Origin of the sequence: Methylobacterium sp. 275MFSha3.1 (assembly GCF_900108435.1) — a bacterium.
Taxonomy (GTDB): domain Bacteria; phylum Pseudomonadota; class Alphaproteobacteria; order Rhizobiales; family Beijerinckiaceae; genus Methylobacterium.
This window is the reverse complement of sequence record NZ_FNWP01000004.1, coordinates 1-13,304: the sequence shown is the minus strand read 5'-3', so window position 1 is coordinate 13,304 and position 13,304 is coordinate 1. Positions and strand designations below refer to the sequence as shown.

Genomic DNA, 13,304 nt, shown 5'->3' with positions numbered 1-13,304 from the left:
GTAGCTGTCCCAAGGCTGGACAAGGCTGCCGGGCGCTGCCGCTCACGCTCCGGCCCGGTCCTCCGGACGCAGGGTGACCCGGTCGCCGTCGCGCAGAGAGGCCGGCGGGCCCACGACGACGCGCTCGCCGCCGTTCAGACCGTCGCGCAGCTCCAGGAGCATGCGGGTCTGGCGGAAGATCGTGACGGGGCGCATCCGCACCACGCCCCCCCCGTCCCCGGCCGCCTCGACCACGGCCACGCGGGTCCCGTGCTGGTCGAAGATCAGCGCGTCGTTCGGCACCGTCACGGCGGGCGAGACCCGCGGGATCTCCAGCGTGATCGTGATGTAGAGTCCCGGCCGCAGCGCCCCGTCGGGGTTGGGGATGTCGACCTGCGTGACCAGCGTGCGCGCGGCCGAGAGCAGCGTCGTCGACGAGCGCGAGACCGTGCCGGGGAAGACCCGGCCCGGGATCTGCGCCACCTCGACCGAGGCGGCCAGCCCGTCGCGGACGCCGTCGGCGGCGTAGAGCGGCACGTTCACCGCCATGCGCAGCACGTCGTCCCGGTTCAGCGTGAGGAGCGGCGCCCCCGTATTCGTGTCCGCCGTGACCGCGTCGCCGACGTCGTTGTTGCGGGCCGTCACCACCCCGTCGAAGGGCGCGCGGATCTCCTCGAAGCCGGTCAGGACCTTGAGCCGGGCGACCTGCGCCTCCTGGGCGGCGATGTTGGCCTCCGCGACTTTCACGGCGGCCCTGGCGGCGTCGACGTTGGCGGTCTGCGCCAGCACCCCGGCCTGGGAGGTGTCGGCGTTCTGCCGGGTCTCGACCCCGGTGCCGGCCAGCGTCGAGGTCCGCCGGTTGGTCACGTCGGCGAGGTGGCGGTTGGCCTCGGCCTGATCCACCATCGCCCGCGCCTGGATCAGCGCCGCCTGGAGCTGCAGCACCTGCGACTGGGCCTGGACCAGCTGCTGGTCGAGGTCGGGCGCGCTGATCCGGAACAGCAGGTCGCCCGCCTTCACGTGCGAGCCGATATCGACCTTGCGCTCGACGATGTAGCCGGTCGCCCGCGGGTAGAGGTTCGCGATGTCGAACGCCTGGGTGGTGCCCGTCTGGGTCAGGCTCAGGGTGTCGGAGGCCCGGGCCGCGGCGACGACCCGCACGGTCGGCGGCTTCGCCTCGGCGGCGGGCGGACTCGCCGCGCGCGACGCGTCCGGCCACAGGCGGTATCCGAGGGCAGAGAGGCCCGCCAGCGCCAGCAGGGCGAGCCACCGGCGGCCGCCGCGGGCGGGCGGGACGGTTCCGTCCGTGGCTGAACTGTCCCGGTCCGCCATCCTCGCCCTCGGGTCGCGCCGCGCCTGAACCGCCGCCTCGGCGCCCGGCCGGGACGCGTGCGGTGCCGTATTCAATGCGCCGTCTTCAATGCATAGACCGCGCGCGGGCTCCGGGCGAGATGCCGCAGCGCACAGCCCGGCCCGCCCGCGGATCCTCCGAGCACGCGACCGGTTTCCCTGCCACCGACTCAGGGACCGATCCACGATGACCGAGATCTCCAGGCGCGCCGTCATCGCAGCCGCCGGCGGCGCGATGGCGGCATCCTCCGCCGCGGCGCAATCCGCCGGGCCGGCCGCGCCCCGCCCCGAGCGCGGCGGCAAGGGCGCCGACATCCTGGGCCCGCAGAACCGGCCCCGCGCCGCCGAGGAGCCGTTCACCCTGGCGCCGCCCGCCACCGACCACGGCACCATGCCGAACCTGAAATGGTCCTTCGCGGACAGCCACATGCGGCTGGAGGAGGGCGGCTGGGCGCGCCAGACCACGATCCGCGAGCTGCCGGTCTCCAAGGCCATGGCCGGGGTCAACATGCGGCTCAAGGCCGGCGCGGTCCGCGAGATGCACTGGCACAAGGAATCCGAGTGGGCCTACATGATCAAGGGCAAGGCCCGGATCACCGCGGTCGACCAGGACGGGCGCACCTTCGCGGACGATGTCGGCGCGGGCGACCTCTGGTACTTCCCGGGCGGCATCCCGCACTCCATCCAGGGACTCGCCGCCGACGGGATCGACGGGTGCGAGTTCCTGCTCGTCTTCGACGACGGCGGTTTCTCGGAGGATTCCACCTTCCTGCTGACCGACTGGCTGGCCCACACGCCCCGGGACGTGCTCGCCAAGAATTTCGGCCTGCCCGAGAGCGCCTTCGCCAGGATCCCCGAGAAGGAGCTCTACATCTTCCCCGGCCCGAAACCCGGCCCGCTCGCGGCCGACAGGATGGGCGGCTCCGGGCCGGTGCCGAAGACCTTCAGCCACCGTATGCTGGCACAGGAGCCGGTCCGCACCCGGGGCGGCAGCGTGCGCATCACCGATTCCACGGTGTTCCCGGCTTCCGTGACGATCGCGGCGGCCCTGGTCGAGGTCGAGCCCGGGGGGCTGCGCGAGCTGCACTGGCACCCGAACAGCGACGAGTGGCAGTACTACCTCTCCGGCCAGGGCCGGATGACGGTGTTCGGCTCGGAATCGAAGGCCCGCACCTTCGACTACCGGGCCGGCGACGTCGGCTACGTGCCCTTCGCCATGGGGCACTACATCGAGAATACCGGCGACACGACCCTGACATTCCTGGAGATGTTCAAGAGCCCGCGCTACGCCGACATCTCCCTGACGCAGTGGCTGGCCCTGACCCCGCACCCCCTGGTTCAGGCCCATACCGGGCTGGATCCCGAGCGCCTTGAGGCCCTGCCGGAGACGAAGTCCCCCGTTGTGCCGGGTTGACGCGCCCGGGAACCCGGACCGATCCTGGCGCGTCGACTCGCACAAGCGTTTCCGAAAGCCGCTCGACTCTCGCACGGAGGGACCCATGCGTGCCGCGTCCCGCGCGCTCCTCGCCCTGGCGCTCGCCCTCCCGGCGGGCTCCGCCTCGGCGCAGGTGCAGCAGAACGACCCGAATGCCGCCAACGCCTCATTCGCCCTGCAGGGCCAGATCCGGTCGCTCAACCAGCAGCGGGTCTCGGACTTCAACACGCTGAACCAGACGTTCCAGCGCAACGTCCAGGCCGATTCCTTCGGGCCCTACCTGCCCTATCGGGGCGTCCGCGGGGATGTGTACCGGGGCCGCCATATCGGTCGCAACGGGATCGTGCGGCGGGGCGGCGGCCTCAACACGAGCGTCTGCACCGGCTGCTGACATCGGCCTCCGCGCCGCCGGGATATCCGCGCAGAGCGGGGAAAGCCCGAAAAAAACCTTTTCCCGCGGGCACGCTTCCCCCAGAAGCTGGGCCCATGGTGGCGTGCGCATGAATATCCTGCTGATCGGCTCCGGCGGCCGCGAGCACGCCCTGGCCTGGCGACTGGCCCAGAGCCCGCTCTGCACCCGCCTGTTCACGGCGCCGGGCAATCCCGGCACGGCCCGCCACGGGACCAACCGGCCGGACCTCAAGGTCACGGACCACGCGGCCGTCGCCGCCTTCTGCGCGGCGGAGTCGATCGGCCTCGTGGTGGTCGGGCCCGAGGCGCCCCTCGTCGCCGGCCTGGTGGACGACCTGAAGGCCGCCGGGATCCGCGCCTTCGGGCCGACCCGCGACGCCGCCCGGCTCGAGGGCTCGAAGGGGTTCACCAAGGATCTCTGCGCCGCCTGCAACATCCCGACCGCCGCCTTCGCGCGCTTCTCCGACCTGGAGCCGGCGCTGGCCTATGTCCGCCAGCAGGGCGCCCCGATCGTCGTGAAGGCCGACGGCCTCGCCGCCGGCAAGGGCGTCACCGTGGCCGAGACGGTCGACCAGGCCGAGGACGCGCTGACCGGCCTCTTCGCCGAGCCCGGCGCCGAGGTCGTGGTCGAGGAGTGCCTGTTCGGCGAGGAGGCGAGTTTCTTCGCCCTGTGCGACGGCACGCGGGCGATCTCCCTCGGCACCGCCCAGGACCATAAGCGGGTCTTCGACGGGGACCGGGGGCCCAATACCGGCGGCATGGGCGCCTATTCCCCGGCCCGGGTGGTCACCCCGGAGATCGAGGCCCGGGTCATGGCCGAGATCATCGCGCCGACGCTTGCCGGCATGCGGGCCCGCGGCTGCCCGTTCACCGGCATCCTGTACGCCGGCCTGATGCTCACCGCCGACGGACCCAAGCTGATCGAGTACAACACCCGCTTCGGCGACCCGGAGGCGCAGGTGCTGATGCCGCGCCTCGCCTCCGACCTCGTGCCGGCCCTGCTCTCGGCCTGCGAGGGCGACCTCTCCGGCGTGAGCCTGGAATTCGATCCGCACCGGGCGGCCCTCACCGTGGTGATGGCGGCGGCCGGCTATCCGGGCGCCGTGGTCCGGGGCTCGGTGATCCGGGGCGTCGACGCCGCCGAGGGCGACGGGGTCCACGTGTTCCAGGCCGGCACCCGCGCCGAGGACGGGCAGCTGCTGGCCGATGGCGGCCGGGTCCTCGCGGTCACGGCGCTCGGCGACAGCGTCACCGACGCCCAGGCCCGCGCCTACGCGGCGGTGGCCCGGATCGACTGGCCGGAGGGTTTCTGCCGGCGCGACATCGGGTTCCGCGCCGTGGCGCGGGAGGTGGGAGAGGGCTGAGCGGCGCCCGCGTTCGACGCCGCGGCGGGCCGTGCGCCTCCCTGCCCCCGACGCCCGGGACGCCGCGGAGGCTGATCCGGGACCCGAGCCCGCGCGGTGCCGCGCAGCGTCCGGAAACCTCCCCTACTCCCCAACCGCCGCGCCGGCCGGCCGGCGATTGTCGTTGGCGCCGTAGAGCAGGCCCGGCCGCATCCGCTCCGTGCGCGAGGCGTCGTTGCCCGACGACGCGGCCTCCGGCAGGGCGGGCGCCGCGGCCCGGACCGCGATGAGTTCCTGCGCCCCCCAGGGCCTCTGCTCGACGATCGTGTGGCCCATGCCACTGAGGATGGACTGGGTGTCCGCCGAGAGCGCGAAGGGCTCGGCGTAGACCGTGTCGGGCAGCCACTGGTGATGGATGCGCGGGGCGTCCACCGCCTCCTGCGGCTCCATGCCGAAATCGAGCACGTTGATCAGCGTCTGCGCGTTGATCGTGATGATCCGCGAGCCCCCCGGCGAGCCCGCCACCAGCGCGACCTTGCCGTCGCGCAGCACGATCGTGGGCGCCATGGACGAGAGCGGGCGCTTGCCCGGCTGGATCGCGTTCCTGGTCCCCTGCACGAGGCCGAACAGGTTCGGCACCCCGGTCTTGACCGTGAAATCGTCCATCTCGTCGTTGAGGAAGAACCCCGTGTCGCCGGCGATCACCCCGGCGCCGAAATAGCCGTTGATCGTGTAGGTCAGCGCGACCGCGTTGCCGGCCTTGTCCATCACCGAGATGTGGGTGGTCTCGGGCCGCTCCCGCGGCTCCGGGCCGGGATCCGGACGGATCTCCGCCGACGGGGTCGCCCGGTCCGGGCGGATCGAGGCCCGGAGCGTCTCCGCGTAGGCCTGCGACAGCAGCCGGTCGACCGGGTTCTCCACGAAGGCCGGATCGCCGAGCAGCAGGTTGCGGTCCGCGTAGGCGCGCCGCATCGCCTCGACCATCAGGTGCACGGTCCGGGCCGCGTTGAATCCGGCGGCCCGCAGGTCGTAGCCGTCGAGGATGCTGAGGATCTCGCAGAGCGTGGTGCCGCCGGACGAGGGCGGGGGCGCCGACAGGATCCTGGCGCCCCGGTAGCGGCAGGTGAGCGGCTCGGACTGCGTCACCGTGTAGGCGGCGAAGTCGGAGGCCGTCAGCAGGCCGCCGCCCGCCCGGGAGGCCGCCTCCACGGCCTCCGGGATCGCGCCCTTGTAGAACGCGTCCGCGCCGTGGTCGGCGATGGCCTGGAGGGTGCGGGCGAGGTCGGACTGGACCAGCCGGTCCCCGGGCCGCCAGGGGCTGCCGTCCGGGCGCAGGAAGATCCGGGCGACGTTCGCTTGGCCCGCGAACAGCTTCGTGCCGGATTCGAGGATGTCGGTGTCGCCCCGGGTCAGCACGAACCCGTCCCGGGCGAGCGCGATCGCCGGCGCCATCACCCGCGCCAGCGGCAGGGTCCCGTACGCGGCGAGGGCGGTGTTGAGGCCGAGCACCGTCCCGGGCACGCCGGCCGCCTTCCAGCCGCGCAGGCTCGCGCCCTTCACGACGTTGCCGGCAGCGTCGAGATACATGTCCCGGGTGGCGGCCGCCGGGGCGGTCTCGCGGAAATTGATGAAGCGGCTGCGCCCGTCAGCGCTGTGGAGCACCAGGAAGCCGCCGCCGCCGATGTTGCCGCAGCAGGGGTTCACCACCGCCTCGGCGTAAGCGACTGCCACCGCGGCGTCGACGGCGTTGCCGCCGGCCCTCAGGATGTCGGCGCCCACCTGCGAGGCGAGGCGCTGGGACGAGACCACCATCCCGTTCTCGGCCTCGACGGCCGGTCCCGAGGCGGAGCGCGCAGCGGGCGCGCCCAGGGCGAGCAGGGCCGTGAGGAGCAGCGCGCGTGCCGGTGCGATCATCCCTGCCCTCTCCGGTGCGGGTCCCGCGCCGTCATATAGGGGACCATGCGCTGGAGTCGCTGGACCCGTCCGATCACCGCATCCCGAGGGGCGGCGAAGCCGCCGCGAAGGAGCCTCCGAGGGCTCGCGAGACTTCCGGAGCCCCTCCGAGCCCCTCCGAGCCCGCTGCACAGCACCGCAGGATGAGAGGGGCGAAGGGCGGTGAGGGATCGGGCCGATCCGCCTCACTCGGTTTCGCTGGAACGGTTCGGTTGAGGTGCCCCTCTCCGTCATCACGAGCGCAGCGAAGTGACCCAGGGTCGCGCCACGTCAGGAAGCGTGGCGCTGCTGGATTGCTTCGCTCCGCTCGCAAGGACGGCGCCGCCGAAGGCCTCAGCCGTTGCGGAACGTGTAGCTGTAGCCGTTCAGCGCCGGCGCGCCGCCGAGATGGGCGTAGAGCACCTTCGAGCCCTTCGGGAAGAAGCCCTTCTTCACGAGGTCGATCATGCCCTGCATCGACTTCCCCTCGTAGACCGGGTCGGTGATCATCCCCTCGAGCCGGGCCGAGAGGCGGATCGCCTCCACGGTCTCCTTGGAGGGCACGCCGTAGACCGGGTAGGCGTAATCCTCGTTGAGCACCACGTCGTCGGCCACGATGTCGCCCGCGCCGACCAGGGCGGCGGTGTTCTGGGCGATGTCGAGGACCTGGGCCTTGGTCTGGGCCGGGGTGCAGGAGGCGTCGATGCCGATGACGTTGCGGGCGCGCCCGTCGGCCGAGAAGCCCACCAGCATGCCGGCATGGGTCGAGCCCGTCACCGTGCAGACCACCACGTAGTCGAAGCGCAGGCCCATCTCGGCCTCCTGCTTGCGCACCTCCTCCGCGAAGCCGACGTAGCCGAGCCCGCCGTACTTGTGCACGGAGGCGCCGGCCGGGATGGCGTAGGGCTTGCCGCCCTCGGCCTCGACCTCGGCGAGCGCCCGCTTCCACGAATCGCGGATGCCGATGTCGAACCCGTCATCCACGAGCTGCGTCTGCGCGCCCATGATCCGCGACAGGAGGATGTTGCCGACCCGGTCGTAGACGGCGTCCTCGTGGGGCACCCAGGCCTCCTGGATCAGCCGGCACTTCATCCCGATCTTGGCGGCTACCGCCGCGACCATGCGGGTGTGATTCGACTGCACGCCGCCGATCGACACCAGCGTGTCGGCGCCGCTCTTGATCGCGTCCGGCACGATGTACTCGAGCTTGCGCAGCTTGTTGCCGCCGTAGGCGAGCCCGGAATTGCAATCCTCGCGCTTGGCGTACAACTCGACCTCGCCGCCGAGATGGGCCGTCAGGCGCTTGAGCGGCTCGATCGGCGTCGGGCCGAAGGTCAGGGGATAGCGCTCGAACTTGTCCAGCATCGGGTCTCTCCGGGTCTCGGGGCGCCCCCGGGGCAGCAGCGGTCTCGGTCCGCCCGGGCGCGTCGAAGCGAGGCCTCGGCGACGGCCCGGCGCGAGGCCCGGCTCCGTCTTCGAGGCGCGGGGAGAAACTACTCGATCCGGGATGAAAGGTGCTCTCGATCTTCGAGCGCGAACAGATCTTGACTTGCGCTGCTGACCAGGCTGGCTACGGAGTATTCCGGATTTCGCGTCGCATCCGGAAGAATCATCCATGTCCGCAGGGCTCGACCGGATCGACCAGAAGATCCTCCGCCTCCTCCAGACGGACGGGCGCATGGCGAATGCCGAGATCGCCGAGCGGGTCGGCACTAGCGCGGCCACCTGCCATCGCCGGATCCAGCGCCTGTTCGCGGACGGGTTCGTGCGGGCGGTCCGGGCGCTGATCGATCCGATGCGGGTCGGGCGCGGCACCCTGGTCTTCGTCGGCGTCGTGCTCGACCGCTCGACGCCCGAGAGCTTCTCGGAGTTCGAGGCGGCCGTGCGCGCGATCCCCGCGCTCCTCGACTGCCACCTCGTGGCCGGAGACTTCGACTACATGCTGAAGATCCGGGTCTCCGACATGGCCGACTTCAACCGCCTCCACAGCGCCACGCTGATCGGCCTGCCGGGGGTGCGCCAGACCCGGACCTTCTTCGTGATGAAGGAGGTGATCGACAACGCGCCGCTCGATCTGTGAGGGCCCCCTACCCCTCCCCGCGCCGCGCCTTGCGCAGCGCCTCCCACCGGTCGAGGCGCTCGGCGAGCCGGGTCTCGTAGCCCCGCTCGGTCGGCTGGTAGAGGTGCTGGCGCCCGAGCGCGTCGGGCCAGTAATCCTGGCCCGAGAAGGCGTCGGGCTCGTCGTGGTCGTAGCGGTAGCCCTCGCCGTAGCCGATCCGCTTCATCAGCTTCGTCGGCGCGTTGAGGATGGTCCGCGGCGGCGGCAGGGATCCCGCCTCCTTGGCCAGCCGCGTCGCGGCCTTGTAGGCCTCGTAGACGGCGTTCGATTTCGGCGCGCAGGCGAGGTAGATCGCCGCCTGGGCGAGGGCCAGCTCGCCCTCGGGGCTGCCGAGGAAGTCGAACGCGTCCTTGGCGGCGTTGGCCACCACCAGCGCCTGCGGGTCGGCGAGCCCGATATCCTCCACCGCCATGCGCACGAGCCGGCGGGCGATGAACAGTCGGTCCTCCCCGGCATCGAGCATCCGGCAGAGATAGTAGAGCGCCGCGTCCGGATCCGAGCCGCGCACGGTCTTGTGGAGCGCCGAGATCAGGTTGTAGTGGCCCTCCTGCGCCTTGTCGTAGATGGGCGCGCGCCGCTGCACGATCGCTTGCAGCGCCTCGGCGTCGAGGGTCTCGCCGGGGCGGGCCGAGCGCCAGACCTCTTCCGCCAGGGTCAGGGCCGCGCGGCCGTCGCCGTCGGCCATGCGGACCAGAACGCCGCGCGCCTCCTCGGTAAGCGGCAGGGCTTGGCCCGTCAGCGCCTCGGCCCGGACCAGCAGCCGCGCGACGGCGCCCGGATCGAGGGCCCGGAACAGCAGCACCCGGGCGCGGGACAGGAGCGCGGCGTTCAGCTCGAAGGACGGGTTCTCCGTCGTCGCGCCCACCAGCGTGACGGTCCCGTCCTCCATCACCGGCAGGAAGGCGTCGAGCTGGGCCCGGTTGAACCGGTGGATCTCGTCGACGAACAGCAGGGTCCCCTGCCCGGTCGCCCGCCGCTTGCGCGCCGCCTCGAACACCTTCCGCAGGTCGGGCACGCCGGAGAAGATCGCCGAGATCTGCTCGAAATGCAGGTCGGTGCCCTGGGCGAGCAGCCGCGCCACCGTGGTCTTGCCGGTGCCGGGCGGCCCCCAGAAGATCAGCGAGCCGAGCGTCCGTCCCCGCAGCAGGCGCGTGAGCGCCCCGCCCTCCCCGGTCAGGTGTTCCTGGCCGACGACCTCGGCGAGGGTCTGCGGGCGCAGCCGGTCCGCCAGCGGGCGGGCGGCCTCGGCGCCGGGGGGGCGGCCGGGATCCGGCGCGGCGGGTGTCTCCGCGGAGGCGAACAGGTCGGACATCCGCGCATCAACACCGGGCGCGGCCGGGGGCGCAAGCCGGGAGCCGGGGCTTGCCCACGGCCACGGACCTGGCGCCCCGCGACGGGATCAGCCGCCGAACACCGAGGTCAGGATCTCGCCGTTGCGGTTGATCGCGACCTCCCAGGAATTGAGGCTGTTGCGGGTGACCCGGTCGAGATCCTTCGTGGTCGCCATCGGCACGCCGTTGACCGCCACGATCACGTCGCCCTTCTGCAGCCCGACCCGGGCCGCGATGGAGTTCTCGTCCACCGCCTGCACGGCCACGCCCTCGGCCGGGAAGTCCACCTGCATCTCCTCGGCCACCGCCGGCGAGGTGTTGACGAGGGTCGCGCCGAGGAAGGGCGAGCGGGTCTTCACCTTGAGCGCGTCCCGGGGACGCGTCTCGGGAGCCGGGGCGAGCTTGACCGGGACCGTCTGACGGGTCGTGCCGCGCAGGATCCCGAACCGGGCGTGGCCCTGCACGCCCTTCAGGGCGAAGCGGTAGCCGAAGGCCTCCGGATCGGCGACCTCCTGGCCGTCGACCGTGAGGATCAGGTCGCCGCGCTTCAGGCCCGCCTCCTCGGCCGGGCTCTTGGGCTGGAGGCTCGCCACCAGCACGCCGGTCGGGTGGTCGAGGCCCATGCTGTCGGCGATGTCGGGCGTCACGCTCTGGATGCGCGCCCCGAGCCAGGGCCGGCGCACGACGTTCGCCCCGTCCCGGGCGGCGTCGACCACCGCCTTGACCATGCCCACCGGGATCGCGAAGCCGATGCCGTGGCTGCCGCCCGACTGCGAGTAGATCGCGGTGTTGATGCCGACGAGTTGGCCGCGCAGGTCCACCAGCGCGCCGCCGGAATTGCCTGGGTTGATCGCCGCGTCGGTCTGGATGAAGTACTGGTAGTCCGCGGAGCCGACCTGCGTGCGCGCCAGCGCCGAGACGATGCCCTGCGTCACCGTCTGGCCGACGCCGAACGGGTTGCCGATCGCCATCACGAAGTCGCCGACCTCCAGGGCGTCGGCATCGCCGAACGGCATCGGCACGAGGCCCTTCGGCGGTTCCTTGATCTTGAGCACCGCGAGGTCGGTGCGGGTGTCGCGCATCACGATCGTGGCCTCGAACTCGCGGCGATCCGCCAGGGCGATCCGCACCTCGTTCATGTTGTCGATGACGTGGTTGTTGGTGATCACGAGCCCGTCGGCATCGACCAGCACGCCCGAGCCCAGGGAGCGCTGCGCCCGGTCACCCCGGGGGCCGCGGCCGCCCTCCGGCTCGCCGAAGAAGCGGCGCATGAACTCCTCCATGGCGCTGGTGCGCGCGCTGGAGCGCTTGTCCACGTGGGAGGCGTAGACGTTCACCACCGAGGGCGCGGCCCGCTTCACCACGGGGGCGAAGGAGAGCTGCACGTCGGCCTTGCTCAGCGGCACGACCTTCGCGGTGCCGTCCTTCGCGGGCTCCCGGGTCTCCGTCCGCGCCATCTGCGCCGCGGCCGGGCTGGCGGCCAGCAGGGCTGCGACGAGGGCGGGCAGGGTGAGGCGGGTCAGCATGCAGGGCTCCGGCGTCTGGGCGGGCGCGCCGTCCAGGCCGAGACAAGGCAGGCGCACCGTGCGGCCCCACGCTATCGAGGCCGATTGCGGCAGGTCGACGACACCTTCGCCGCAGGCGGGGCGTGTCGCCGTCAGACGGCTTCCTTGCTGCGCGCCCGCCGCTTCCCGGCGGGCTGCGGCGCGGGCTCGGCTTCGGGTTCCGGCGCCGCGGCGCGCGGCTGCCCGAGGCCCAGGGAGCGGGCGAGCTGCGAGCGCTGCTCGGAATAGCTCTGGGCCGTCATCGGGTAGTCCGAGGCGAGACCCCACTTGGCGCGGTAGGCCTCCGGCGTCAGGCCGCGCAGGGTGAGGTGCCGGCGCAGCGTCTTGTAGGGCTTCCCGTCCTCGAACGAGATCAGGAAGTCCGGATTGATCGAGCGCCGGATCTCCTGCGCGGTCGCCTTGGCGATCGGCGGGCTCTGGCCGGCGTCGCAGACCCCCCGAATCGCCGCGTGCACCTCGTTGAGGAGGCCGGGCAGATCCGCGCTCTGCACGTGATTGTGGCTCACATAGGCCGAGACGATCTCGGAGGCGAGCGTGACGAGGCGGAGAGAGCCGCCGTTCGACTGGGCCATGTCTCGTGCGTTGCCTTCTCGTGATGACGAAACTCGCCAGAACGCAAGCACTGCGTCGCGATTCGGACGCCTGATACAATCGCATTCGCAAGAAGCGTCAAGTCTTAAATTCGGAACTGGGGTATACGGTCCCAAATAGCGTAATAAGAGCGATCTTGATCGCTCAACCTCAAGGAGTAATGCCTGTCAGGGTCTCGCTTGTGCGCAATCGATATTGCCGATTTATCCCTGCGACCTGACGCGGCCTGCACTCTACAGCCGAAGGTGCGATGCGGTGCCGGCTATAGAGCTTACGAGGCCGTTTCTGCCCATCGATTGTGCATTCGCAGAGCGTCGCTGGCCGATACCTCAAAGCCAATAGGACAACCTCAACGACGCTTTGTGGCGACCGCACCTCGGCGGTGAGCGACGGAGGGTCTGGAAGCGGACCGACGGTGCGCCAGTGGCGCAACCTGATCGCGAACTCGCTCGGGCGTTCGGGCTCCGTCCGTGGCCGGACAAACGCAGAACCCGCCGCGCTGTTAAGCGCGGCGGGTTCTGTGTGTCGGATTTGGTTGCGGGGACAGGATTTGAACCTGTGACCTTCAGGTTATGAGCCTGACGAGCTACCGGGCTGCTCCACCCCGCGCCAAGTCTGTACGGCTGGTCCGGGTGCGCGGGCTCTGTGTGAGCGTGCGCCGTGTCCGGGGGCCGGATCGGTGTTCGTGTCGAGGGAAGGTGTGTGTATTGCGATGGGCGGGTCTGGCGGCGACCGACTCTCCCGTGTCTTGAGACACAGTACCATAGGCGCTGGCGTGTTTAACGGCCGAGTTCGAGATGGGATCGGGTTCTGGGCACGCCGCTCAGGCCACCAGACCGGCGCATCGCAATTTTTTTGGCACTGGGCGTCGCAGGGTGCTGCGACGGCGAGTGCTCAGTTCGGCAAGCATGCAGCGTCTGGCGCTGCGGGTCTTTCTGCAACCGTGCCTCGCGGACACGGATCACGAGAGCGATCAAGCCAATCGGGCGATTAGTACCGGTCGGCTCAACGCGTCGCCGCGCTTGCACCCCCGGCCTATCGACGTGGTCGTCTTCCACGGCCCTCAAGGGAGGTCTCGTTTTAAGGGGGGTTTCCCGCTTAGATGCCTTCAGCGGTTATCCCGTCCGTACATAGCTATGCTGCACTGCCGCTGGCGCGACAACAGCTCCACCAGAGGTACGTTCATCCCGGTCCTCTCGTACTAGGGACAAAGCCTCTCAAACCTCCTACACCCACGGCAGATAGGGA

At 71.2% G+C, this 13,304-nt stretch carries 10 protein-coding genes, 1 tRNA gene and 2 rRNA genes; 4 read left to right on the top strand and 9 right to left on the bottom strand.

The genetic code is table 11. The features are described from left to right. Positions 1–42 precede the first annotated feature (42 nt). Positions 43–1,311 (bottom strand): efflux RND transporter periplasmic adaptor subunit, encoded by a 1,269-nt coding sequence (locus tag BLW78_RS05105; RefSeq protein ID WP_091677248.1) that lies wholly within the window; start codon positions 1,309–1,311, stop codon positions 43–45. 205 nt (positions 1,312–1,516) lie between these two features. Here BLW78_RS05105 and BLW78_RS05100 point away from each other — a divergent pair, with 205 nt between their 5' ends. From BLW78_RS05100 to purD, 3 genes are all read left to right on the top strand, one after another. Next, positions 1,517–2,743 (top strand): oxalate decarboxylase family bicupin, encoded by a 1,227-nt coding sequence (locus tag BLW78_RS05100; protein WP_091677245.1) that lies wholly within the window; start codon positions 1,517–1,519, stop codon positions 2,741–2,743. Between the two features lie 85 nt (positions 2,744–2,828). Continuing rightward, positions 2,829–3,155: a hypothetical protein gene (locus BLW78_RS05095; RefSeq protein ID WP_020095542.1), complete on the top strand. Its 327-nt coding sequence runs from the start codon at positions 2,829–2,831 to the stop codon at positions 3,153–3,155. Between the two features lie 109 nt (positions 3,156–3,264). Further along, a complete protein-coding gene (gene purD, locus BLW78_RS05090) occupies positions 3,265–4,539 on the top strand; it encodes a phosphoribosylamine--glycine ligase (protein WP_091677242.1) in 1,275 nt (424 codons plus the stop codon). Positions 4,540–4,662: 123 nt separating this feature from the next. On the opposite strand, the gene ggt is transcribed toward purD, so the two are convergent. After that, positions 4,663–6,432: a gamma-glutamyltransferase gene (gene ggt / locus BLW78_RS05085; protein ID WP_091677239.1), complete on the bottom strand. Its 1,770-nt coding sequence runs from the start codon at positions 6,430–6,432 to the stop codon at positions 4,663–4,665. A gap of 372 nt (positions 6,433–6,804) precedes the next feature. Beyond that, positions 6,805–7,815 (bottom strand): 1-aminocyclopropane-1-carboxylate deaminase, encoded by a 1,011-nt coding sequence (locus tag BLW78_RS05080; RefSeq protein WP_020095545.1) that lies wholly within the window; start codon positions 7,813–7,815, stop codon positions 6,805–6,807. Positions 7,816–8,065: 250 nt separating this feature from the next. Here BLW78_RS05080 and BLW78_RS05075 point away from each other — a divergent pair, with 250 nt between their 5' ends. Beyond that, positions 8,066–8,530, top strand: coding sequence for an Lrp/AsnC family transcriptional regulator (locus tag BLW78_RS05075; protein WP_020095546.1), 465 nt, complete (start codon positions 8,066–8,068; stop codon positions 8,528–8,530). A 7-nt stretch (positions 8,531–8,537) separates the two neighbouring features. Here BLW78_RS05075 and BLW78_RS05070 read toward each other — a convergent pair whose 3' ends face one another. The 6 genes from BLW78_RS05070 to BLW78_RS05045 all read right to left on the bottom strand — a co-directional run. After that, positions 8,538–9,881 carry a replication-associated recombination protein A gene (locus tag BLW78_RS05070; protein ID WP_056529899.1) on the bottom strand — a complete coding sequence of 448 codons (1,344 nt, stop codon included), beginning with the start codon at positions 9,879–9,881 and terminating at the stop codon, positions 8,538–8,540. Positions 9,882–9,968: 87 nt separating this feature from the next. Beyond that, entirely contained in the window at positions 9,969–11,426 is a 1,458-nt protein-coding gene (locus BLW78_RS05065; RefSeq protein ID WP_042674063.1) for a Do family serine endopeptidase, read from the bottom strand. Between the two features lie 131 nt (positions 11,427–11,557). Beyond that, a complete protein-coding gene (locus BLW78_RS05060) occupies positions 11,558–12,037 on the bottom strand; it encodes a Ros/MucR family transcriptional regulator (protein WP_020095549.1) in 480 nt (159 codons plus the stop codon). A 551-nt stretch (positions 12,038–12,588) separates the two neighbouring features. Continuing rightward, positions 12,589–12,665: transfer RNA gene (locus BLW78_RS05055), tRNA-Met, on the bottom strand. 111 nt (positions 12,666–12,776) lie between these two features. Continuing rightward, positions 12,777–12,892, bottom strand: a 5S ribosomal RNA gene (gene rrf / locus BLW78_RS05050). Between the two features lie 133 nt (positions 12,893–13,025). Further along, positions 13,026–13,304 (bottom strand): 23S ribosomal RNA (locus tag BLW78_RS05045); the annotation flags it as partial.